Origin of the sequence: Paenibacillus barengoltzii G22 (assembly GCF_000403375.2) — a bacterium.
Taxonomy (GTDB): domain Bacteria; phylum Bacillota; class Bacilli; order Paenibacillales; family Paenibacillaceae; genus Fontibacillus; species Fontibacillus barengoltzii.
Window position 1 is genome coordinate 1,284,608 of sequence record NZ_KE159653.1, and the last position, 24,239, is coordinate 1,308,846.

The 24,239-nt window shown below is 53.7% G+C and carries 18 protein-coding genes and 1 pseudogene; 5 read left to right on the top strand and 14 right to left on the bottom strand.

Going from position 1 to position 24,239, the window contains the following annotated elements; genetic code table 11:
* Positions 1 to 10 precede the first annotated feature (10 nt).
* From C812_RS14100 to C812_RS14120, 5 genes are all read right to left on the bottom strand, one after another.
* Entirely contained in the window at positions 11 to 1,297 is a 1,287-nt protein-coding gene (locus C812_RS14100) for an alpha-L-fucosidase (RefSeq protein WP_016313327.1), read from the bottom strand.
* A 240-nt stretch (positions 1,298 to 1,537) separates the two neighbouring features.
* Positions 1,538 to 1,885, bottom strand: coding sequence for a hypothetical protein (locus C812_RS14105; protein WP_016313328.1), 348 nt, complete (start codon positions 1,883 to 1,885; stop codon positions 1,538 to 1,540).
* A gap of 95 nt (positions 1,886 to 1,980) precedes the next feature.
* Positions 1,981 to 7,251 (bottom strand): S8 family serine peptidase, encoded by a 5,271-nt coding sequence (locus C812_RS21550; RefSeq protein ID WP_051134953.1) that lies wholly within the window; start codon positions 7,249 to 7,251, stop codon positions 1,981 to 1,983.
* Positions 7,252 to 7,471: 220 nt separating this feature from the next.
* Positions 7,472 to 8,179, bottom strand: a complete 708-nt coding sequence (locus C812_RS14115) for a PIG-L family deacetylase (protein WP_016313330.1) — start codon at positions 8,177 to 8,179, stop codon at positions 7,472 to 7,474.
* Complete coding sequence (locus C812_RS14120; RefSeq protein ID WP_016313331.1) at positions 8,176 to 8,487, bottom strand: DUF1806 family protein; 312 nt, start codon at positions 8,485 to 8,487, stop codon at positions 8,176 to 8,178. The genes C812_RS14115 and C812_RS14120 overlap by 4 nt, the downstream gene beginning before the upstream one ends.
* 185 nt (positions 8,488 to 8,672) lie before the next feature.
* Here C812_RS14120 and C812_RS14125 point away from each other — a divergent pair, with 185 nt between their 5' ends.
* The 3 genes from C812_RS14125 to C812_RS14135 all read left to right on the top strand — a co-directional run bounded on the left by C812_RS14125 (position 8,673) and on the right by C812_RS14135 (position 11,469).
* Positions 8,673 to 9,017, top strand: coding sequence for an iron-sulfur cluster biosynthesis family protein (locus tag C812_RS14125; RefSeq protein ID WP_016313332.1), 345 nt, complete (start codon positions 8,673 to 8,675; stop codon positions 9,015 to 9,017).
* A 233-nt stretch (positions 9,018 to 9,250) separates the two neighbouring features.
* Complete coding sequence (locus C812_RS14130; RefSeq protein ID WP_016313333.1) at positions 9,251 to 10,168, top strand: aldo/keto reductase; 918 nt, start codon at positions 9,251 to 9,253, stop codon at positions 10,166 to 10,168.
* 209 nt (positions 10,169 to 10,377) lie between these two features.
* Complete coding sequence (locus C812_RS14135) at positions 10,378 to 11,469, top strand: MFS transporter (RefSeq protein WP_244268336.1); 1,092 nt, start codon at positions 10,378 to 10,380, stop codon at positions 11,467 to 11,469.
* Between the two features lie 81 nt (positions 11,470 to 11,550).
* On the opposite strand, the gene C812_RS14140 is transcribed toward C812_RS14135, so the two are convergent.
* On the bottom strand, positions 11,551 to 11,973 hold the full coding sequence (locus C812_RS14140; RefSeq protein WP_016313336.1) for an NUDIX domain-containing protein: 423 nt from the start codon (positions 11,971 to 11,973) through the stop codon (positions 11,551 to 11,553).
* 138 nt (positions 11,974 to 12,111) lie between these two features.
* A complete protein-coding gene (locus C812_RS14145) occupies positions 12,112 to 13,761 on the bottom strand; it encodes a methyl-accepting chemotaxis protein (protein ID WP_244268322.1) in 1,650 nt (549 codons plus the stop codon).
* 344 nt (positions 13,762 to 14,105) lie between these two features.
* Between C812_RS14145 and C812_RS14150 the strand changes: the two genes are divergently transcribed.
* Positions 14,106 to 14,291: a hypothetical protein gene (locus tag C812_RS14150; protein WP_016313338.1), complete on the top strand. Its 186-nt coding sequence runs from the start codon at positions 14,106 to 14,108 to the stop codon at positions 14,289 to 14,291.
* 15 nt (positions 14,292 to 14,306) lie between these two features.
* Positions 14,307 to 14,555 (top strand): spore coat protein, encoded by a 249-nt coding sequence (locus tag C812_RS14155; RefSeq protein WP_016313339.1) that lies wholly within the window; start codon positions 14,307 to 14,309, stop codon positions 14,553 to 14,555.
* A gap of 57 nt (positions 14,556 to 14,612) precedes the next feature.
* Here the strand turns inward: C812_RS14155 and C812_RS14160 are convergent.
* The 7 genes and pseudogenes from C812_RS14160 to C812_RS14190 all read right to left on the bottom strand — a co-directional run bounded on the left by C812_RS14160 (position 14,613) and on the right by C812_RS14190 (position 24,183).
* Positions 14,613 to 15,652, bottom strand: a pseudogene (locus C812_RS14160) (LLM class flavin-dependent oxidoreductase).
* A 49-nt stretch (positions 15,653 to 15,701) separates the two neighbouring features.
* Complete coding sequence (locus tag C812_RS14165) at positions 15,702 to 17,162, bottom strand: DHA2 family efflux MFS transporter permease subunit (protein ID WP_016313342.1); 1,461 nt, start codon at positions 17,160 to 17,162, stop codon at positions 15,702 to 15,704.
* The gene (locus C812_RS14170; protein WP_016313343.1) at positions 17,159 to 19,234 is read right to left on the bottom strand and encodes an ABC transporter ATP-binding protein; all 2,076 of its coding nucleotides are present in this window, start codon (positions 19,232 to 19,234) and stop codon (positions 17,159 to 17,161) included. Before C812_RS14170 ends, C812_RS14165 begins: the two co-directional genes overlap by 4 nt.
* Positions 19,235 to 19,243: 9 nt before the next feature.
* On the bottom strand, positions 19,244 to 20,140 hold the full coding sequence (locus C812_RS14175; RefSeq protein ID WP_016313344.1) for an ABC transporter permease: 897 nt from the start codon (positions 20,138 to 20,140) through the stop codon (positions 19,244 to 19,246).
* Positions 20,141 to 20,174: 34 nt separating this feature from the next.
* Positions 20,175 to 21,104 carry an ABC transporter permease gene (locus tag C812_RS14180; protein ID WP_016313345.1) on the bottom strand — a complete coding sequence of 310 codons (930 nt, stop codon included), beginning with the start codon at positions 21,102 to 21,104 and terminating at the stop codon, positions 20,175 to 20,177.
* A gap of 24 nt (positions 21,105 to 21,128) precedes the next feature.
* Complete coding sequence (locus C812_RS14185; RefSeq protein WP_016313346.1) at positions 21,129 to 22,787, bottom strand: ABC transporter substrate-binding protein; 1,659 nt, start codon at positions 22,785 to 22,787, stop codon at positions 21,129 to 21,131.
* A gap of 43 nt (positions 22,788 to 22,830) precedes the next feature.
* Positions 22,831 to 24,183, bottom strand: coding sequence for an LLM class flavin-dependent oxidoreductase (locus tag C812_RS14190; RefSeq protein ID WP_016313347.1), 1,353 nt, complete (start codon positions 24,181 to 24,183; stop codon positions 22,831 to 22,833).
* Between the last annotated feature and the right edge of the window lie 56 nt (positions 24,184 to 24,239).

Genomic DNA, 24,239 nt, shown 5'->3' on the forward strand with positions numbered 1-24,239 from the left:
CCTCTCTTTCTTAGTTATGAGTGACAACAGCACCTGAGCCGCCGTACATTTCAACTGGCTCCGCAAACTCCAGCTTCAGTACGGTAACATGCTCATGACAATCTTCCGGTGTTAAGTAAATCCATGTCGTACCTGGAATATTAAACCAAGGCACCCCGCCATGAATTTCATGTTTCAGTTCTTTACCCGAATGGAGCACGGTCACTTTCTGGATCGAATTACATAAGCCCTTGAGGCAGACGCTTTCCTTCGGGTCATCGTAAACGAACAGATACAACGTCTTGCGATCTTTCGTTAATGTGCTTCCGCCCAACCAATAACGGGTCATAATCCCTTCGACGGTTCCGTACACCGCTTCTTTATGCGTGCGAATCCAATCGCCTAGCCCAAGCAGAATGTCGGCTTGTCTCGGATCGATCGTCCCGTCCTCGCGGGGACCGATATTTAACAACATGTTGCCGCCCATGGAGATGCAGTCGCAGAACATGCGGATGATTTGTTTTAACGATTTATATTTGTGATCTTTGTGTTGATAACCCCATGAGGTGTTAATCGTCGTGCAGAACTCCCAAGGTCCCTCGGGCCTTGTGATTGGCAGCCCTTGCTCCGGCGTTTTATAATCCCCGTAGCCAGCGAGGCGCGAGTTGATGATCAGATCGGGGTTAAAAGACAGCAAATACTCCTTAAACTCCGGCAATCCCCATTGCTCCGCGCTTCGTTCCCAATCCCCGTCGAACCAGAGCAAATCAACCTTGCCATATTTCGTTAACAGTTCGCTCAGTTGATGACGATTAAATTGCAAGAATTTCTGCCACTTCGCTTCGTCCTGGTTACCGTCCAGCGGTTCCGAGAAACGATTCATTTGGCTCAGATCCTCAGGCACGACACCACCTGGATACACGCTAGGATAATCCGGATGCGACCAGTCGATCAGCGAATAGTACAAACCGAGCCGAATCCCCCGCTTCTTGATCGCTTCAGCATACTCTTTCACGATGTCACGTTGGGCCGGGGTTCGCTTGACCACGCTCAAATCGCTATACTGAGTATCAAACAGCGCGACGCCGTCATGATGTTTTGTCGTCAACACCGCGTACTTCGCCCCGGATTTCTCGATCAATTCCGCCCATTGGTCGGCATCAAACCGGGAAGCTGTAAACCCGTCCAACTGTTTCATGTAGTCCTCATAGGAAATCACGCCGTTATGAAAGGACCAAGATTCAGAAACCCCGTCAACCGCATAAATCCCGTAATGGATAAAGATTCCCAGCTTCGCGTCTTCAAACCATGGTAACATCGTCAGTTCCCCCTCTAAGCTTGTTCCTCCTAACGATAGTTGATGGCGGCATGAGGGGTAAATATGTGGTTTTTACGACGGATATGTCGTTTTGAAGATCACCTGCAAACAAAGCGGGCTCCCCTAAGGAACACCCTCGTTCATCTTCTTCCTCTGCCATTTTGATATCATTCACACTGCGAGCGGTCAGCTGCTCCCTGGCAAGTGTTGCGTCACATTTGGGGATTCTTGCCGATGCTTCTACTTCTTATCCACCTGCACCAACGTAACTTGTTTGATGGAGAACGTCCCTTCCAGCTTTTCCGCAGGGATTACGTTCAGCTTGATGAGTCCGGCGATCTTCTGGGCATCCGCTTTGGAAACCAATCTCCATACGCCAGGATCGGGAAGCGCTTCGTAAAGCTTGCGGTCATCGTACTCCTTCCGTTCCTGATGGATCGTTCTAACCCGGTATTCCCCGACGTCCAGTTCCGAAATGCCTTGTTCCTGAAAATGTTCTAAAATTTCGCTGCGTAATGCGGTCAGCTCTTGTTCTGTTTCTTTCTGCAGCTGTTTGAGTTCATGATAACGACGCACTTTCTGTTCCACTTGTCCACGCTCCTTCGGTGAGATCGAACCTTCCCTCATGTATATGAAAAGCGCCGCCGGCCTCATGCGTGCCGACGGCGGAACGATCAAATCTTTTAATGAGTAAAGTCCTTGAAGATGCGGTATACCACAACGGCTGCTTCAGCGCGAGTCGTTGGCGATGCGGCCTCGAAGCGGCTTTCTGCTTTGCCGTTCATGATGCCAAGGCTCGTGACTTTGGCAACCGCCTCAGCGGCCCAAGACGGAATGCGAGCTTGGTCGGCAAAGCTGTAATTTGCTCCGCCTTCCCCTGCCGATTGGCCCAAAACCTCCAGCGCCTTCGCCAAGACCACTGCGATTTCAGCGCGCGTAATCGGTTGGTCCGGTGCAAAGGTACCGTTGGAATAACCGCTGATCAGCCCCTTGGATGTCGCAATCTTCACAGCCTCCTCGTACCAGCTTCCGGCAGGAACGTCCTGGAAGGAAATGACGCTGACTTCGTTTGGATCAGCCTTCAGTTCCAGTGCACGTACCAACATGGATACGAATTCCGCCCGAGTAACTTGCGTGGTCGGATGGAAATTGCCATCCATGGATCCAGCAAGAATGTCTTTCGATGCCAGAATTTCGATCGCATCCACCGCCCACGCAAACTTCGCTGGGGTAACATCAGCAAAGGTGACGTTCTTAGCCAGATAGATGTACCGGCTGAAGCCGTACAGATTCGCAACCACGTTACCGTCCTTCAATCGACCGAAGAATGGAGTGAGTTCTCCGCCATCCCCCAGCTTGAACAGGCTGATTTTCCACCCGTTCATTGCTCCAGGGTTCAAGGCCGTAAGCGGGATCGCGGCTTCAGCCGGCTTGCTGAGCTGGATATTTTCCAGCACCTTCCCGTCCTTCGTTAAAACGTTAATATCATAATAGATTCCAAACGCTTGAACACCTGCTGGCAACTTCGAGCTTTCCAGCAGCTTCTTCGTCTCCTCCTCCGTTGCCGCCGTGACTTGAACATATGCGGCATCCGGGGAAGTGATCGCGCCGTCCGGAATCGTCAACGTAAACCCATTAGGCAGCTTCACTACCGTTGGTTCGCCTGCCTTAATGGCTACGGCATCCTTAGGGATTGCTGGTTTAGTTGGCGTCGTTGTTGGTGTAACAGTTGGCGTAGAAGTGGAACCGCCGCTGCTGGATCCCGCTCCACCACCACTGCCGCCGCCGTTACCTCCACCATTGCCTCCGCCGCCATTATTAGGCGGGGTGACAGGGGTGACTGTGACGTGGACGGACTTCGAGGAGCCTTGGGCAGTCACGTCGATCACGGTAGATCCCGGTTTCAAGGCCGTAACCAGTCCTGTGCTTGAAACATCGGCAATTTGCGGATCACGCGATTGGTAAACTGCATCGGTTACAGTGGTTTCATTGCCATCCGCATCCCGATAAGTCACGACTAACTGGTCGCTGTTTCCGACTTTCAGGGTCAGGCGATCTGGTGTAACAATCAGTGAAAGTTCCCCAGGTTCTGGTTCTTCACTGCCCTCTGCGATAACAGTCACTTGAACAGTTTTCGTGAGACCTTCGTGCGTTACCGTAATCGTAGTCGTACCTTCCGCTACCCCGGTGACGAGACCTTGGTCAACCGTTGCGATCGTGGAATCCTCCACCGAATAATTCGCTTCAGTTGTAACGTCGCTTTCCTCGCCGTCTGCCGCTTTATACGTTACGGTGAGCGCTTGGTTATCGCCTACTTGAAGATCCACGCTTTCCGGATTGACCCGCAGCTCGGGTTGTTCTTCGCCGGTTTCAGCAGTTACAGTCACTTGGACAGTTTTCGAGAGTCCTTCATGAGTTACCGTAATCGTAGTCGTACCTTCCGCTACCCCGGTGACGAGACCTTGGTCAACCGTTGCGATCGTGGAATCCTCCACGGTATAGTCCGCTTCGCTTGTGACGTCGCTTTCTTCACCGTTTGCCGCTTTATACGTTACGGTGAGTGCTTGGTTATCGCCTACTTGAAGATCCACGCTTTCCGGATTGACCCGCAGCTCGGGTTGTTCTTCGCCGGTTTCAGCAGTTACAGTCACTTGGACAGTTTTCGAGAGTCCTTCATGAGTTACCGTAATCGTCGTCGTACCTTCCGCTACCCCGGTTACGACACCTTGGTCAACTGTCGCAATCGCGGAGTCTGCCACGGTATATCCCGCTTCCGTTGTCACGTCGCTCTCTTCACCGTTTACCGCTTTATACGTTACAGTGAGCCCTTTGCTTTCGCCTGCTTGAAGCGTCAGATTTTCAGTGTTAACGATCAATTCCGGCTCTATTGCGTGATTGTAGTTGAACACATGAGCTGGATCAAAGAACCCATTCCCGGCCAAGTCATAGATGTACACCTCATATTCGTTGTCGCCAGGATATACAGGAACCTCAATTTTGAAATTCCCTTGGTTATCGATGGTTCCGTATTGAAAATCAACATTGCCCTCGGGATCTGCATACCATGCCTCAACCCCAATCACAAGCTCCATATCCAGCCCGCCGAAGGTCACGAGATAATTAATCAGCATATCCTGCGTCACTTCGCCGGAGATAACTCCCGTTTGACCGGAAGCTCTCACTTTTAATGGCGGATCACTAAGATGAGATACGGGTGCCTGCGTGTCGACGAAGAAGACATACGCCGAGTCTTCCGAAGGAATGGAATCATATAAGGATGTTCCAGTGTAAGGAATCAGCAGGAATCCGCCATCGGGAAGCAACACTTCGTCGTAATTTTCATCAAGAATACTTCCGTCCCAACCTCTCAAAGAATAGCTGCCGGGATCAATGCCTTCATCCGTTTCCAGGATCACGCCCAGCCAATTACCGTTCAGATCATGGACTTCCAGGGAGAAGTAGTCGGCATACTCGTTTACCGTAAACGAGATGTCAGTGGTATCAAAAAGTCCATCGTGATTTGGCGAAATCGGGTTGTTCGTTAGATCAACATCCGTCACCACATCCATCTGCGGCGTATCACCAACATAGACTGATACCGGCAAGTTGATCACATGCCCGGTTGCCGTTTCCGTCAGGATCACTTCACCTTCATATCGCTGATTCACGGCTTCTTCCGGTACGGCAACGGTAACGTCAAAGCCGGTTTCCCCGCCGGCGCTGACCGCAACCTCCGCCGCGGACAGAGTCAGGTCAATCGGCACACCGTCATACCACTGCGAGCTGACCGTGTAGGTCGAGGACTCCCCAACGATGTCCTTCACGATCACCTGCTGTTTGGCAGAATAACCGTTGCCAACATATCCAAACGACAGGCTGCCCGAGTAAAAGGTTTCCGGGAGATCCCCATCCACGTTCGATGTCGAATCCTCCACCATCGCTACTGCTTTGGCCTCCAAAACCTGATCCAGCGCGACCCGTCCGGCTCCTTGATCCATATGAGTATATCGGTCACCGTTCCGATCGCTGAGTTTGACGGTATTATTCATCAATAAGGACTTTACTTCGTAAGGTGTCAGGTTTGGATACTTTTGCAGCACGAGAGCGACTGCACCTGCAATATGCGGTGCGGCCATACTGGTGCCGTTCTGGGCGGCATACCAACCTTCATACTCCGGCACGCTGGAGACAATGCCCATCCCTGGCGCGGAGATGTCCGGTTTAAGGTCATACCCCGGTTTGGCCGGTCCACGCGAGCTAAAGCCCGCCATAATATCTTCTTCTACTGTCGTACTGAATTCTGCAGACAGCTCCTGTTCTTTCAGCGCGTCAAGAATTCGGTTCCCATATGCTCCAGAAAGGGCATATACCGGGATTTGAACGTCGGCGTCTCCCAACGTCCCGCTTTCCAATGCTTCCGGCGCATTATTGAACACAATCGCGGCCGCCGCACCCGCGCCTTGGGCGTTGAGCGCCTTTTCCGCAAAGGAAATGTCACCGCGTTTGATAAAAGCAATTTTCCCGGTCAAATCCTTACCAACATAATCTTCGGCTTTCCCAAGTCCTACATCCACCAACGGAAAAGACTCGGTCAAATCCTCGATCCCGGCGGATTTATCAAACGTGTCCATGAAGAAGCCTTCTCCGCCCATCTCTGGGATCCGCATGATCGGCGTGATCAGCGGCGGCTTGGACGCGCCGACTGTAATCGCCAGCTCCGAGCTGCCCGGATCGGTCACAGTGGCGTCTCCCGGTCCGGAGTTACCACTGGATACCACCGCCACAACGCCAGCTTTCACCGCATTGTTCACCGCAATGGAATCAGCGGAGCGCTGGTTATTCGTGTTGGAGCCCAGCGACAGGTTGATGACGTCCATGCCATCCACGACCGCACGCTCGATCCCGGCAATCACATTCTCCGTCGAACCGCTGCCGTATGGACCTAACACTTTATAGGCATAAACTTCAGCCTCAGGTGCAACCCCTTTGGTCCCCGCGAGTTCGTCTAGGCCTACGCCGCGACCGGCGACAATCCCCGAGACGTGGCTGCCGTGCGAGGTATAGTAAGCTCTGCCATCTTTATCAAACTCAGGCAACGAAGGATCCTGCTTAAGTGCATCCAAATAATCCTGCTTCGTTGTTTCGTAGGGCTCGTTATCATCGTTCACAAAGTCATAACCCCAATACCCTTCCGGAATCGCATCCGCCAAATCGGGATGGTCCTTCGCTACGCCGGTATCGATAACGCCCACTTTAATCCCCTGACCTTCATTTCCTTCGGCCCAGAAGTTATCGCTGCCGATAAACGTCACGCTGTCCATCGGCGCAGTTGGAGACGCATTCTCCTCCGTGGCATAGACCGTTTCGTTAGGATAAACGGCCTTCACTCCCGGAAGCTTGAGCAGGTTTTCGATCTCATTGGCCGGAAGTGTTAACGAATACCCGTTAAAAATATTTTCGTATTCGCGCTTAATTTTGGCCTTCAATTTACCAATCGCTTGCGTCTTAAACGTTTGCTGCTGCAAATCGATCGCTTTCCTATGGGAGCTTAGCGACTGGCTTGTTTTCATTTTGCTCTGCGTGGCCTCGAACACCTTTAACGGCGCTTCCTGCAGCTCGACGATCACCGTCGTTAACTCGCTGCCGTCCGTAAGCGGAACGAAGTTTTGCGGTTGAACCGCAGCCGCTTCGGCGTTCTGGCGTTCCAGCTGCAACTTATTGCCTGCGGGAGAGGCTTGGTCCAAAACCTCCCGTTGCTCTCTGCCTTTCAGCTGAACGTCCGATACTTGCTTACGCAGCACTTCCTGCGTCACGACGTCCTGATTCAGCCGAGGAACGCCGTCCCTCCTTGCATCGGCTCCCGCCAAAGCGTCGCCTTCGGCTTCTGCCATCGGCAGAAGCAGACTAAATGCGAGGAGGAAGCTTAAGATTCCTGCAACGACTTTCTTGCTCAAACTCTCATCTCCCTCACCGTTCATAGTTTCCAAGGAGCCTATACAAGCTGCTGACTTTATATCTATTGGGTGAGGTTTCAATATATTCCCATTTATAAGGCATACAAGCATAAAAAGGTTAAAAAAATACGCCCACCCAATTCAGGTAAGCGCATCCATATGTAGTAGATTCGGTTATTCTGCCATTATGGCGAACAGTTGTTTTTTTACTTTTTTTTCCCTAGAAAAGTGAATCCTTGCCCGTCTGCGACTCGTTGCCGCGAATAAAATACTCGTAACGTCCGAGGTTCCGCAGCGCTCGGTCATCCCGTTGCCAAACCCATTCCATCAGCTCCGATTGACAGCGATGAGCGCGGAAGGCAGCCAGCTTGGCCTTCAAATGCTCTTGGACATCCACCTGGACGATAGCATCTGGGGTATAGCCATACTTGCCCGGCTGTTGCATCATATCACCGAAGGAGACAAAGTACAGCGCGCCTTGCCCGTACCGGCGAAATGCAGCTGTGGTCGCTTTGCCAATCGCACAATGGTCCGGGTGCCCGCCCAACTTCTCGTGGAAGGTGAGCACCACATCGGGCTGAATCTCATGCATCATTGCTTCGATCCGTCCGATTAGCTGTTCTTCATCTATAAATTCTACGGTCTTATCCCGAATATCCAGGAACTTCAATTCATGTACGCCCAAATGGTTACACGCCTGACGCAGCTCCACTTCTCGAGCCGCCGCAATCGTCTCCCGGTTCAAATACGGCGGATTGCCCATTCTCCGCCCCATCTCGCCGCGGGTGGCACTCACAACCGTAACCTCTGCGCCTTCAGCAGCATATTTAGCCAGCGTGCCTCCACAAATAAACGACTCGTCGTCAGGATGAGCGAATACCGCCAGCAGTTTACGTCCCTTAAGGGAGAGTGAATTGATCGTATTCATTCCGGAAACGGCTCCCTTCCCAAATGGAGTGCGACATCCATACGTCCCCGGTCATCAAAACCTTCCAGCAGAAGACGTCCTTGCTCGTCCAGCTCCATATGCGTCAGCCCTTCAATCCGCAGCCAACCGTGCCCATCAAACCTTAAGGCCGCGCGGTAAGGTCCTTCCCCGGCAATAAATGCAGCGGTCAAGCTGACCTTAAAGTTGCGGACAAATAAATACGAAGTAGCTTCACTATGCAGATACACATCAGATCCAACAAAAGCGTTCAGCAATTCCTCTGCCCGTTTTTTCTCAATGAGTTCCATGCTCGCTGCAGTCCTTTGCGTTGTATTTTTGAACTTTCGAAATCATAGTCACTATTATACGCTCAGCTCTTCGATGTACAAGTGATCTTTCCCCCACTTGACATTCCATATTAAATCGTTTATAAATGAATTGTAGACAATTTAATTTTAGTAAATATAAATAGAGCTTAAAGGATGTGTGCCAAATGAGAGTAGACATGACGAACCTGACGAAAGAAAAACTTGCCCAAAGTTTAGGCGGTCAACCGGGATACTTCAAGCTGGTTGGCGAATCGGAAGGGTGCAGCGCGGCTGGCGTCTATTCGTTGCATTTGGTCAGCGAACCGCTTCCTACTGACATCGCATTTGAATCCAGCGGCTTCACATTCCTGGTGGATCGCCAGCAAGAAATTTTGTTTGACGACGTCTTACGTTTATATGCCCATGAAAATTACCCAACTTACCGATTGAGCAGCGACTCAATGTTGTACAGCAACAACGTTGTGCTGAAAGACAAACGCGTTGCTGCTGCCAGCGGAGCCCTCCATTAACAATCAAGGGCTTCCCTTCCTTTCCGCTTACGGCTGCCGGAGCATGATCCGGCAGCCTTTTGGGGTTGTTTTTCATTCATGCCTTTGCCGGCTCTTGAATCCGTCGATCTTCTGTGTCACAATGATGGGGGCATCCAGGCGCCATGGGTAGAACTGGATTTGAATTGATTTTTTACTTATCCGGCCCGGGTGAATACACCATCTATTCCTATTCATAGAGGAGGATCCGATTCATGAAGACGATCAAGCTTGGTACGAGTACACTGGAGGTCCCTGTCATCGCTGTCGGCTGCATGCGAATTAACTCGCTGGACAAAGCCGGAGCGGAACGTTTCGTCCAAACCGCGCTGGAAGAAGGCGCTAACTTTTTTGACCACGCGGATATCTACGGCGGCGGCTCCTGTGAGGAGATCTTCGCCGATGCAATTCATATGAACCCGGAGATTCGGGAGAAAATTATCCTGCAATCAAAGTGCGGCATTCGCCAAGGGTTCTTTGACTTCTCGAAAGAGCATATTTTGTCGTCGGTTGACGGCATTCTGAAGCGTCTGAAAACCGATTATTTGGACGTTCTGCTGTTGCACCGTCCGGATGCCTTGGTAGAACCTGAGGAGGTTGCTGAGGCGTTCGACCAGTTACATAGCTCGGGTAAAGTACGTCATTTCGGCGTATCCAACCAGAACCCTATGCAAATCCAACTGCTGCAAAAATACGTGAAACAACCGATTGTCGCCAATCAGCTGCAGCTGAGCATCACGAACACCACGATGATCTCGGCGGGCATTAACGTGAATATGGAAAACGAAGCCGCGATTAACCGTGACGGCAGCGTACTGGACTTCTGCCGCTTGAACGATATCACGATTCAACCGTGGTCGCCGTTCCAATACGGTTTCTTTGAAGGCGTCTTCCTCGGCAACGAGAAGTTCCCTGAGCTGAACCAAAAAATTGACGAAATCGCCGCGAAATACGGTGTGACCAATACGACAATTGCCATCGCGTGGCTGCTGCGTCATCCGGCCCAAATGCAACCGGTCATCGGTACGATGAACATCGACCGCTTGAAAGACTGCATCAAAGCCAGCGACGTCCGCTTGACCCGCGAGGAATGGTACGAAATTTACCGTGCGGCGGGGAACATTTTGCCATAAACCTAGTGTCCCGAAGCGAAACAACCTAAGCCCCGTTTCCACAGGACTTAGGTTGTTTTTTTGCCCAATTTTTCGAAAGGAGGGGCCGAAAAAAGATGTCTACCGATAGCACGCCGATCCGGCTGAGCCGGTTTCTAGTGTTGATCATGGCGGTCACCGCCGGCATCGCGGTGGCGAATCTCTAATACATTCAACCGCTGCTGGCGGAGATTGCCGCCTCGTTTGGCGTTACGCAATCCCAGGTCGGGTACGCGGCCACCCTGACGCAAGTCGGTTATGCCCTTGGGATGCTGATGATCCTGCCGCTGGCCGATATCCGTGAGAAAAAAAAGCTGATCCTGTTCATGCTCGTCTGCTCCGCCGGCGCCCTGCTGTTTCTGGCATTTGCCTGGAACAGCATCAATCTGAGCATCGCCTCGTTCGCTGTGGGCTTCACTTCCATCGTCCCGCAGCTGATCGTCCCGCTCGCCGCACAGCTGGCCGACCCGAAGGAACGCGGCCGGATCATCGGCACCGTCATGAGCGGACTGCTGATCGGGATTCTCGTCTCCCGGACGTTCAGCGGGCTGGTGGGCGAATATCTCGGCTGGCCGGCTGTTTATTTCATCGCCTCCGGCCTCATGATCCTTCTGGCCTTCTTCTTAGCGTTCCGCCTGCCCAAGTCCCCGTCCGCGACCAAGGCTGGGTATGGGGATTTGTTCCGCTCGATGGCGTCACTGATTCAAGATCTGCCGCTGCTGCGCGAAGCGGCGCTGAACGGCGGCATGATGTTCGCCGCCTTCAGCGTGTTTTGGACGACGCTGTCATTCCTGCTGGCCGAACCGCGCTTCGGTCTTGGACCTGACGCGGCCGGTCTGTTCGGCCTGATCGGCGTCGTCGGGGCCATGGCTGCGCCGGTCGCCGGGCGGATGGCCGATCGGCGCAGCCCGCGCTTCACCATCGCCATCGGCATGGGCGCGGTGATCCTCGCCTACGCCTGCATGCTCGGCTTCGGCTACACCTTGGCGGGCCTGGTTGTCGGCGTCATTCTGCTCGACCTTGGCGTCCAGTCGACACAGATCTCCAACCAGGCCCGCATCCACGCCATCAGCGACGAGTTCCGCAACCGCATCAATACGATCTATATGGTCTCGTACTTCATCGGCGGAGCTCTGGGCTCTTGGATAGGCTCGTTCAGCTATGCGCATTTCGGCTGGACCGGCGTGTGCATCGCCGGCTTGTTAACCCAGCTCGTTGCGGTGTACGCACAGGTGCGCGGACAGCGGCGCGAGCTTCGCCTGTCCTTGGCGAAGCGAGGATAACAACGCGCACCAAACGGAAGGGGAGATCTGATTCCACGTTGATGGCATAGAGATCTCTCCTCTTTTTTACTTTTCCCCCGCCTACTTCCGTTGCTTTAACGCCTCAACCGCCGCCGCCGTGAAACTCGCCAGCTTGTCCGGCAAGCGATGGAGCGGGAACCAGTCGATCGCCCCGATCGCGCCCCCTTCCTCCATATTCCGCAGCTCGCCGCCAACAACCTCCGCTTCGTAAATCACCGAAACCCAATGCTCTGCTTTTTCCGGTTGGATCGTCTCTGCCGTACACAGTACCCCAATGACTGCGATATCGAGGTTCACCTCTTCTTTGATTTCCCGCACAACGCCGTGCTCCATCGTCTCATAGATATCGATTTTGCCGCCGGGGATGCTCCAAGTGTCCTTTTCCGGCTCCCGATTACGCAGCACCATTAGAATCTCTCCCCGATCATTCCGAATGACCGCGCCCACCCCTAATCGGGGAACAGCCAGCTCTGTCGTCTTCATGCACCCTCCACCTCTCATGTCATCGTTCAAGCCATTGCCTGGGTTCTATTATAAAGCAAAATATCTGAAGCGGAAGAAAATACACCCCGTTCCTCCGAAAAAATTGAGAGAAACGGGGTGTTCTTGGTGGCTATCAACTTAGAACTTAAATTGTCCCACCATCCGATGCAAATCGTCGGCGATCTCTTTCATCTCGACGGCCGAAGCGGACACCTGCTCCATGCTGGCGAGTTGCTGTTCGGTAGAAGCCGAGATTTCCTCAGTCGATGCCGTAGATTCCTGAGCGATGGAGGAGATGTTTTCGATGGTGCCGATCACTTCGTTTTTGTCGCTGTTTACTTGCGTGATGCCTTCGATCAGCTCTTGCATGCCTGCAATCATCTGATGGATCGTCTGATCGATTTGCCGGAACGCTTGTCCCGTCTCCCGCGACACCTCGCTCGTCCGAGTAATGACTTCGGTCCCCTGGTGCATATACTCCCGGGTCTTCTCAACCGCAGCAGCCACTTCTCGCACCATCTCCTCGATCCCCTGCACCGAACCTGTCGTTTGTTCCGCCAGCTTGCGAATTTGCTCCGCCACTACCGCAAAGCCCCGACCTTGTTCGCCAGCCCTTGCACTTTCGATCATAGCGTTCAGCGCCAATAAGTGTGTTTGCTCGGCAACCGCCTTAATCACGGTCGTCACCTGGGTGATTGACTGCGATTTGTCGCTGAGGTCGTTCACCTGCTCCTCGATGTTGACGGTAACTTCCGCGTTATCCCGGATCGCCTTCTGCAGTTGCTTCATGCTGTTCATCGTCGTTTGGTTCGCTTCCTGCGTCTCTTCAATTCTTGCCTTCATCTGGTCTGCCCGCGCGGTCAGGGCAACAATCTCTTCGGCTAAGCTATTCAGCCGCTCAAACCCCTCCTGCGCATGCACCGCCAAATCGCTGGAACCGGTCGCCAGCGCTTCGGTCGCGGTTGAGATTTCCTTCGCCGCTTGCGAGCTCTCTCCGATCATTACCGAGAGCTGCTGCGAACCGAAGGTGACTTGGCTGGCACGTTGCTGGATGTTCTCCATCATTCCGCCCAGCTTGCTGCGCATATGGGCCAGATCCTGAGCCATTTTGCCGATTTCATCCTGGCTGTGATGGTGAAATTCTTCTGTAAAATCCCCTGCAGCATACCGCTTGATGCATTCAGACATCTTCTGGATCGGACGGATCATCCGGCGCCCCATCCAAATGCCCAAGCCAACTGCTAGCAGCAATATGATCAGCGACATCCCGATCGTCTCAATCAGGGCATCACGAATTTGCTCATTCATGCTTTTCAGCGAGATCCCCAAATTTAATGCACCGGAGAGCTCCTGGTTATATGTAAAATCCGTTGAAATATTATAAACCTTCTCACCGCTTGGCGTTTTTAGTATTTGGCCTGTGGTCTCTTGTTTGGCCACCACGGTGGTTAAATCCATGCTCGACTTCGTGAGCGATGCAGAAGCAACGGCGTCATTTTCTCCTGCGGAGCCTCCAGCAATCTGACTGTTATCCGATACGATCAGATTCCCCTGGGCATCGTAGAGCGAGACATAAATAAGATTGCCGTCGCCTTCCTCCATGATGGTTTGAAATACCTTCTGCAGTTCTTTCTTATCCAACAACTTATTGCTGATGATTTCGCGTTTAATATTGGTCACCAGAGTCGTCCCGTCACTCTTCATCTGACTGGTCATGGATCGTTGAACCTCATAATAGGCCACCAACGTGAAAGAAACGGCGCATATCGTCATAAGCAGCACGATCATTCCCAGCATTTTGCCAGTTAGCGAATGAAACCTGAATCTCTTCAACAATTGGAAAGGATTGCCTCGCCTGGACATGATGATTCCACCTTTGTATTAAATTTTCATAGATTGATACCCTGCTGCTTGAACTGCCTCATTGGAATGAGTCTAGATAACGTTTCATCTTTATTTTTAACTATTTTCCGCAAAATTACAGTGACTATTTTAATAGTTCACATGGGATGAGAATTGTAATGCTCTTCATAGATCCGCTGCTTTTTTCCAAGAAAAAACGCCTCCTCCGCATATTTGCTCCAGTTATGCAAACAATAACCGGCGAATACCAAGTGAAAGGAGCAGATGGCATGTCCCATATCAATCAACAAGAGCTGCAAAGCCTGCGGCATCTGATCGGCGCTCATGAAACGGCCCATCAAAAAATGCTTGCCTACGCCCAGCAAGCCGTTGATCCGCAGGTCAAAGCCTATTTCCAAAAATCAGCCCAAGACGCACTAAATACGAAGCAGCAGCTGATGTCATTTCTAAATTAGGAGGAGCTTGACACGATGATGCAGGATAAAGATATGGTGAACGACGCGTTGTCTATGGTCAAAAGCAGCCTGACCACCTACTCCAGCGTCATTTCTGAATGCGCGAATCCCCAGCTGAGATCAACGATTCAGCAAATTCGGGACAATTGCGAGAAATCGCAATACGAGCTGTTCCAGCTGGCTCAGTCGAAGGGATTCTACCAACCGGCGATGATAGCGGACCATCAGGAAGTGCAGCAAGTGAAATCGCAGCTGGGCGGTTGAGCGCACAGCAAAAAAGAGCTTCTCTTCCCCCTTATGGGTGTAAAGAAGCTCTTTTTATTAAATTCCGCGGAACACAGGGCTGGGAATCTCCCGTTTCAATACAGGCAGCACCTCTTCGGCAAACCGGTGAAGCTGTTCGCGTTGCTCAGCCTCGCTTAATCCATCCACACTGATTCCCAGCACGGTATGGCCGAATGCTTTGTGATATTTCAGGATTTTGGCGATGACCTGTTCCGCGTTGCCGATCAAGGCCGGCCCCCGTTCCACCACATCCTCCAGTGAAGTGAACGGCGACTGATTGTGCTTGGCAGCTTCCGTTCCGCTGAACACTTCATAATAAGGCCGAAACCGCCGCAAGGCCTCCTCATACGTATCCGCAAGATACAAACTGCCCGAACCCGCCCCCACCACCGCTTGATCGGGATCGTGGCCGTAATAAACCAATCGTTCACGATAATGATCGATTAAGGCTTTATATTTATCCATTTGGTGAAAAGAGTTCGAAGAAAAAATCGGCTCCCCATACCGGGCGGCGAGCTCGGTAGACAACGTGCTGGACGCGCTGCCATGCCATATGGGGATTTCCGGCTGGAAAGGTCGCGGAAAGGTCGTCACCTCTTGTAGCGGCGGTCGGTAACGGCCCGACCAGGTTACCTTCTCCTCTGTCCAGAGCCGCTTCAACAAACCGTATCGTTCGGCAAGCGACTCCCACTGCTCTTCTTCTGTGATGCCAAATAGCGGGTAATGCCGAGGATCGTTACCTTTGCCGATGATCATCGTCAGCCTTCCTCCGGACAAATGGTCCAAGGTAGCATAATCCTCAGCGACCCGAACCGGGTCAAGCACGCTTAACACCGTAACGGTGGTGAGAAGGCGAATGCGGTTGGTCTGTGCAGCAATCGCGGTCAGCACAACGGAGGGGAAGAAGAGAGAAAGGGTTCCCCGTGTCTCTCTCCGATCCCATAAGCATCGAACCCCAGCTCTTCGGCGAGGATGGCCTGGTCGATCACATTTTGAAATTTTTGCTGTGCCGTCCACGATTCTCCGGTTACCGCATTAGGAACATTCATCATCAAGCTGAACAAAGCAACTTTCATCAGGCTCTTGCCTCCTGCCGGTTAATAAGCTGTGTTTCCTTATTTTTCCTCATAGAGAACGTTTGAAGGCAGGAGCACCGGCATCTTGTGGCTGTCTTGTTCTGCGGATCAGCCAAACCAGCGGGATCGACGCAGCAATCAACCCGCTCGCCAGCCAAAAGGCATCGCCAATGCTCTGCGTATACGCCTCCCTGTATAACTCTCGACTCAATCTCTCCTCAGGACCGATATTGAGGCGAGCTTCATGGATGCCCAAACGAACGTAAAAGACGGACGTGAACATTCCCAATGAGATGGAACTGACAATTTGCCTAAGCCAGCTGAGCAATGCCGAAGCATCTCCCGATTCTTGCTCGGATACTGCCCCCATCGCACTGCCGGTGGCTGGAGTGAGGGCAAGCCCCGTACCGGCATTACGAATGCATAACCAGACGATCACTGAAATCAGTGTCATCTCCGGATGCAGGCGGCTGAAATGCAGGTTGGCCGCCAGCAGCAGCAAGCAGCCTGCACCAATCAAGAGCGCAGGACCGCGGGAAGCGTACATTTTCCCTGAGAGGAAGGTCGCCAAGGTCAAGCACGCCGCGGCCGGAAGGAACAGCAGCCCGATATGGAAGGCGGTCATTCCGCGGATTTCCTCGAGGAACAGCGGGATGAAATACACCCCGGAGTACAGGGCTACCGTAAGAATCAGGGTTAGACTTAAGCTGGCTGTAAAGGGTAAATTACGAAACAAGCGCAGATTCAACAGCGGCTCTGGGGTGCGCAACTCCACACGTACAAACATTACAAAGGCTGCACCGCCGGCGATCAAGCACGCCCAGGTCAAGGGTGAAGCAAGCCCCCATTGATGCAAATTGCCGAACAGCAGCAGCATGGCCAGGCTTCCTCCGGTGGCAAGAAGCAGCCCGGCGATATCTAATTTTCTTGAAGCGTCAGCGCCTCCTGCGGCCGGCAGCATTACCTTCGCAGCGATCCAAGCTCCGATGCCCAGCGGCACAGTTACGAGAAAAATCAAATGCCAATCTACCTGTTGAAACCAACCGCTTAACGAAGGACCTATCGCTGTGGCCAGTACGGTGGAGAACGACCAGACGCTCACGGCAACCGGTTGGCGTTCGCGTGGCAGCGTCTGATAAATCATCATCAGGGAGACCGGTTGGATCAGGCCGCAGAACACTCCCTGCAGGATACGAAATCCGATCAGCGCCTGAACGTTCCAAGAGATGGCGCACAACAGCGAGGTCGCGGTGATTCCTGCCAGCGACCACAGAAACACCCGTTTACTCCCAAATCGAAGGCAGACATATCCGCTGATCGGTGCGATCATGCCGCAAGCCAACGAAAATCCGGTAATCACCCATTGCACGGTATTCAACTCGGCATGAAAGATGTCGATGAAGCCAGGAAGCGAGACGTTTAGCGACACGACGTGATAGACCCCGGCAAAAGAGCCTAAAAACAACGTCAGGAGAATCGACCAAAACCGGCGTTCCGTTAGGGTGTTCATAACGGAAAATGACAGGCCGCATAATGGCCGCCTTCGAGCGGCCTGAGCTGCGGCTCCTCCTCCCGGCAGCGCGGGACGGCAAACGGGCAGCGCGTGTGAAACCGGCAGCCCGCCGGGGGATTAGCCGGAGACGGGATTTCACCAGCGATGCCGCGGGGGAGCTGCCTTTGCCCCTCGCCTGGGCGGCTGCGGGGAATGGAGTCGATTAACGCCCGGGTATACGGATGGGCCGGTCGAAGGAACAGCGATTCGCTTGGGGCAATTTCCACCAGTTTCCCGAGATACATCACGCCGATTCGGTCGGAAATATGACGTACGACCTGCAGTCCGTGAGCGATAAACAGATAGGTCAGCCCCAGCCTCTGCTGCAGGTCCTGCAGCAGGTTGATAATCTGGGCTTGGACGGATACGTCCAGAGCCGAGACCGCTTCATCCGCCAGGATGAACTGCGGGTTCAAGGCAATAGCCCGAGCGATGCCAATACGTTGCCGCTGCCCGCCGGAGAACTCGTGCGGATATCGTTCGTCCCAGGACGGATCCAGACCAACGAGCTCCAACAGTTCGCGAACGCGCTCCTTGATTTTCCCCGGAGGCAATTCTCCGTGAACCTTAAGCGGTTCGGCGATGCTGTCTCCAATTTTCCACCTTGGATCAAACGAGCCGTAAGGATCTTGAAAAATCGTCTGCATATGCCGACGGGCTGAACGCAAGGCAGCTCCGCTTAATTGGGTAAGATCCTCGCCGGCGAACAATACTTTGCCCGCAGTCGCTCTCTCCATCTGCAACAGCACCCTCCCCAGCGTCGACTTCCCGCTGCCAGATTCACCAACCAGGCCAAAGGTTTCCCCTTTCTTAATCGTAAACGAGACATCGTCTACGGCACGGATCAGCCGGGCCCGCCTCCCTAAGCCTCCGCCGTGAACGCGGTAATACTTGCGCAAATGCTCAGCGGCAAACAGCACCTCACCTTCGTTTCCATCCATCGGTTCGGTCGTTGAGATGGCTCCCTCGCCCACCGAGGAAGAACGGCCTGCGTGGATCTGGGCAGCTTCGATTTCCGGTTCCTGCGGCGGCGCAAGCCAGCTGTCCTGCCGAACCAGCTCTTCGGAGTGCCAGCAGGCGGTTCGCCGGCCTTTTGCATCTGTCACTAGAGGCGGCGCTTCCCTCATGCAGCTTTCTGTGGCGTAAGCGCAACGGGGATGAAACCGGCACCCGCTGGGCGGCTCAGCCAGGCTGGGAATTGAGCCTTCGATGGAATGCAGCCGGGTCCCGCGGACGGTATCCAGTGTGGCGATGGAGCGAAGCAGCCCACGGGTATACGGATGGTGTGGGAGTCGGAACAATTGCTCTGCCGGCGCCTCCTCCACAATTTCTCCGGCATACATCACGACAATACGATCAGCGATATCTGCAGCAATCCCCAAATCATGCGTGATGAGCAGAATCGACATTCCGAACTCTTGCTGCAGGTCCTTCAGCAAGCTAAGAATTTGCACTTGGATCGTCACATCCAGGGCAGTTGTCGGCTCATCTGCAATCAGCAGATCCGGGCCGCAGGACAGCGCCATCGCGATCATCGCCCGTTGAAGCATTCCGCCCGACAGCTCGCCTGGGTATTGCTTCAGCCGCAGCCTCGGTTCCGGAATGCCCACGCGTTCAAGCAGGCGAACCGCACGCTCATCGGCCTCCCGTTTGGAAATCCGCTCATGCTGCAGAATCGTTTCCCGAATTTGCCTGCCGATCGTAAAGACCGGGTCAAAGGCGGCCATCGGCTCTTGGAATACCATCGCCATCTTCTTTCCACGAACCCGGCGAAGCTCTGCCTCAGACAGTCCTGTCAGTTCGGTTTCCCCTAAGCGGAGGCTGCCGCCTGTGATTCTGCCGTTCTCATGATCGATCAAGCGCATAATAGCTTTCGAGGTGACCGTCTTGCCGCTTCCAGACTCGCCGACAAGACAGACGGTTTCCCCTTCTCCAATCGTTAAGGTGACATCCCGAATCGCCTGGATCAGTCCGTTCCGGGTGCTGAAATCAACGGATAGCTGCTGAATATCCAACAATGCGCTCCTCATGGCCTCCTCCTATCGCTGCGTAAGTTTTTTCGGATCCAGATGATCTCTCAGACGGTCCCCCAGCATATTCACCGCCAGGACAAACAGAGTGATCGCCAAACCGGGGAAGGTACAGATCCACCAAGCTACGGTCAGATAACCTCTGCCCTGGGACAGCAGCGTCCCCCAGTCCGGGATTTCGCGAAGCACGCCCAGACCGAGGAAGCTCAGCCCCGATCCCGTAAGAATTGACGTTCCGATCCCCACAGCCGCCATAACCAGCAGCGGAGAAAGGGAATTCGGCAACACATGCTTCCAGAAGATTGACCAAGGCGAGGCGCCGATGGAGGCGGAAGCTTTCACGAACGTGCGGTTTTTGATGCTCATGATTTGAGCTCGCATCACGCGGGCATACCCCGGTACGGAGGAGACGGCAACAGCCAGCACAATGTTAAACAGGCTGGGGCCAAGGGCTGCTGCGATGGCAAGCGCAAGCAGAATCCCCGGAATCGTCATCAAAATATCGTTGATTCGCATCATGACTGTATCGACCCAGCCGCCCGCATACCCGGCGACGGCGCCAAAAGCCCCGCCGACTAACCCGCCGGTCAGCACGGAAGCGAGCCCGATAAAAAGAGAATCGCGGCTTCCATGCACGATCACGCTGAAGACATCCCTGCCGAAATAATCCGTACCAAACAGATGCGCTCGGCCCGGCGCCTGCAGGATGCGGTCCGTCAGCATTTCCGTCGGAGCGTAAGGAGCGATCCAGGAAGGGACGATCGCGCATGCGACGATAAACAAGATGAATAATCCGGCCAACACCAGAAGCAGGTCATTCACCGAAAATCGACCTTTTCGCGGTGCAGCCGAAGCTCCGGCCTTACGTTCACGCCAGACTGTTTTGGAGAAAATCGCTTCTCTCACTCGATATCCCTCCCGTTTATAGAGTACGTGAGCCTCATGAAGTGGATCGTCGAACTCGTGGATCGATCATCGCATAAGAAATGTCCACGAGCAGATTAACGAGGACATAAATAGCGGCAGAAAACAGGATGACGCCTTGAACCACCGGCAAGTCCTTGGCCAGGATGGCATCTGAAATCACCCTGCCGATGCCCTGCCGGGAAAATACGGTCTCGATGACGACGGTGCCGGCCAGCATCTCACCGATCAGCATGCCGATCATCGTCACAGCCGGGATTAAGGCATTCCTGAGCGCATGCCGGTACATCACCGCTCGCTCGGTGAGTCCTTTAGAGCGCAAAGTGACGATAAATTGTTCCCCAATGACGTCGAGCATGCTGCTTCGAACCATCCGGAGGATAAATCCCGCCCCGACGGTGCCCAGCGCAAGGGCCGGTAAGACCAAAGTTCTCCAACCGTCCGACCCCATTGCCGGGAACCACCCCAGCGTAATCGAGAAGATGAGGATCAGGAGAATGCCTGACCAGAACGTCGGCATGGAGATGCCAAATAATCCGACGATCCGGGCAATGATGTCAATCGCCCGGTTGCGATGGATCGCCGATAGAACGCCCAGCAGAATCCCGACAACGACGGACACGAAGGCGCTGGCAGCCGTTAGGGCGAGCGTAGCAGGCAAGCTCTCCACGATCTTAGGCAGCACGGGGTCCGAATTCAGCAGCGAGTTGCCGAAGTCCCCTCGGACAATACCGCCGAAATACCGCAGGAGCTGAACATGGAACGGCTGATCAACGCCAAGTTGGTGTCGTAAAGCCGCAATTGCCTCCGGCGTGGCCAGCGAAGGGTCAATCATCACGTCCGTCGGATCACCGGGCAGGATGTACAAAATGGTGAAGACCAGCACCAGCGATCCGAAAATAACCAGCAACGAGGCGATCAGCCGCTGGAAAATCGTCCAAACCATTTTCCTAATACAACTCCCTTCGCGTTACTTCTTTAATGAAACATCGTTAAACAGCGGATAGCCGAGGGAATCGAATTTGATTCCTTGCACCGATTGGGATGCGGCAACCGTATAAGGGTACACGTAGATCGGAAGAATGATGGCATTGTCGATAATGTAATGCTGAACCTTCTGATACAGCTCCGCCCGTTTGGCGTCATCCGGCTCCACTCTGCCTTGCTCCAGCCACTCATCCACCTCCGGACTGTTCAGCCGCGACAAGGTGGGTTGTCCGTCCGGATCATAAGAATGGTAGAACGAATAAAGCGCGTTCGGGTCAGAGTTGACTTGGCTGTTGCCGTATAAATCATAATCGCCGTTGGTAAATACCACGGTTCGGACATCCTTCGTAATCTCCACTTCTACAGCGATGCCGATTTGCTTCAGCTGCTGCTGAATGATCACCGCGATGTCGTTGCGTTTTTCCCGGTTCGGGGTTCCATCGACGTAATGCAGGGTGAGCTTCTTGCCGTCTTTTTCGCGGATGCCATCTGCTCCCTTCACCCAACCCAACTCATCCAGAAGCTGGTTGGACTTCGTCAGATCGGGCTTAATCAAATTTTCCAGCGATGGATCATAGCCAAATATTCCAGGTGACAATGGGGACCAAGCTCGCTCGTAAGTGCCTAAGTACAAGGTCTTAACGATCGCATCCACATCCACCGCCAGCTGCACGGCTTGCCGGGCCTTCAGTTCATTCCAAGGGGTATGATCCAGGTTAAAAAATAACGTATATGGCAGGCCCACCGTATTGGCCTGAAGCAGCTGCAGCTCGGCATCGTTCTTCAAAGCGATTGCGTTCTGAGGCGGCACGGTTTCGGCAGCGAGCACTTGCTTGCTCTGCACGCTTCCGATCCGGGTCGCTTCCTCCGGAATAATGCGGAAGTTCACGCCGTCTAGATAAGGCGCTCCCGGGTTATCGACCAATTCAGGCGCCCATTGATAATCGGGGTTGCGCTCGACTTGAATGCCAGCGTTTTCCTCCCATTTCACAAATTTGTACGGTCCGGTTCCCACCGGATGCTGTCCCAGCTGGTCGCCGTACTGCTTGGCTGCTGTCGGTGAGACGATGCCAAGCAGCGCCTGGCTTAGATTGCCGAGGAACGCTCTGGACGGCGTCGAAAGATTAAGCTTCACGGTGTACTCGTCTATCACCTCGGAGGACTTATACGGCTGAAGCAAGGCAGCCGCATTCGCCGCTTTCGTTGCCGGATCGAGAATGCGGTCGAAGTTGAATTTAACCGCTTCGGCATTAAACGGGGTTCCGTCATGGAATTTGACATCCTCCCGGAGCTTGAAGGTGTAGCTGAGCCCATCCTCCGAGACTGTCCATTCCTTCGCCAGCCACGGCTTGATGGTATTGTCCGGCAGCTGGACAACCAGGCTGTCATAGATCGTGCGAAGGACTCGGACCGCTACGGCAAGCCCGCTGCGATGCGGGTCCAGCGTATCGGGTGAGGTCGCCAGTGCATAAGTGAGTTCCCCGCCTTGGGCGGCAGCTGTTTGTTCGGCATCCGAGGCGGATGCCTCAGCCTTTGGGCTTTCTTGTGCCGTTGGTTGGCTCCCGCAGGCCGATAGCAGCACAACCATCATCATTGCCGCTGCGAAGATGGCTTTACTGCGTTTGGTTTTCATGAATCTCATGGCATCAACGCCCTCCCTCTGCTTCAACTTTCATTTCATAGACTTACCGAACGCTGCCGGCCTGTTGCTGCGCTCGCTGCGCCGTGTAACGGTTCACCGGCACAGGCAGCCCCAGGTTGCCGCGCAGCGTATCCGCCTCATAATCAGTGCGGAACAATCCGCGTTCCTGCAGAATCGGCACGACCCATTCCACGAAATCTCTCAGCCCGCCCGGTACGCTTTCCCCGACAATAAAACCGTCCGCCGCCGGTTCCTCGAACCATTGCTGTACAATATCCGCCACCTTCTCCGGCGTACCAAAGAACACCGTTCTTGGCGTCGCCTCCTGCAGCGCTACTTCCCGCAGCGTCAGGTTCTGCTCTTTCGCCCGTTTCTTAATCCGCTCCGTTGTACTGCGGAAGCTGTTCGAACCGAAATCGCCCAAGTCCGGGAACGGTTCATCCAGCGGATATTGGGAGAAATCATGGTGCTCGAAGTACCGTCCAAGGTACTCCAGCGCTTTATCCGGCGTCACCAATTCAGCGATTTCACGGTATTTTCGCTCCGCCTCTTCCTCAGTCCGGCCAATGATGGGACCGATTCCCGGGAAGATCAGAATCTCATCAGGAGAACGCCCAAGTTCAACGGCGCGCCGCTTCACATCTTGGTAGAACGCCTTGGCTTCCTCGAGCGTCTCGGGCCCGGTGAACACTGCGTCTGCCGTCTTGGCCGCAAGTTTGCGGCCGCTGTCGGAGGAGCCGGCTTGGAACACAACCGGTTGGCCCTGTTTGGAACGCGCGATGTTTAACGGGCCCTGTACGGAGAAATACTCGCCCTTGTGATTTAACCGATGCATTTTGGACGGATCAAAGAATACACCGCTCTCCTTGTCGCGAACAAAGGCGTCATCCTCCCAGGAGTCCCACAGACCTTTAATGACCTCCAAATATTCCTCGGCGATTCGATATCGCTCCGAATGCGAGGGGTGCGGTTTGCCACCAAAATTGAGGGCGGTTCCTTCCAAAGGTGAAGTCACCACGTTCCAACCGGCCCGCCCTTTGCTAATATGGTCGATCGAGGCGAACTGCCGCGCGACCGTAAACGGTTCGCTGTACGAGGTCGACAGCGTTCCGACCAGGCCGATCCGTGAAGTCACAGCGCCCAGCGCGGACAAAATTGTAATCGGTTCGAACCGGTTCAGAAAATGCGGGATCGATTTTTCATTGATGTAGAGACCATCCGCAATGAATACAAAATCGAATTTTCCGTTCTCGGCGATTTGCGCTTGTTGGGTATAGAAGGCCAGGCTTACACTGGCATCCGAGGGAATCTGCGGATGTCTCCACGCCGTATGGCTGCTCCCTACGCCATGAATCGCGGCTCCGAACCGGAGCTGTCTATTGGAATGGGTCCCCATTGTTCACTCCACCTTTGTTTTTGAATTGGAAATCATGGAATTTATGAACTCTAATT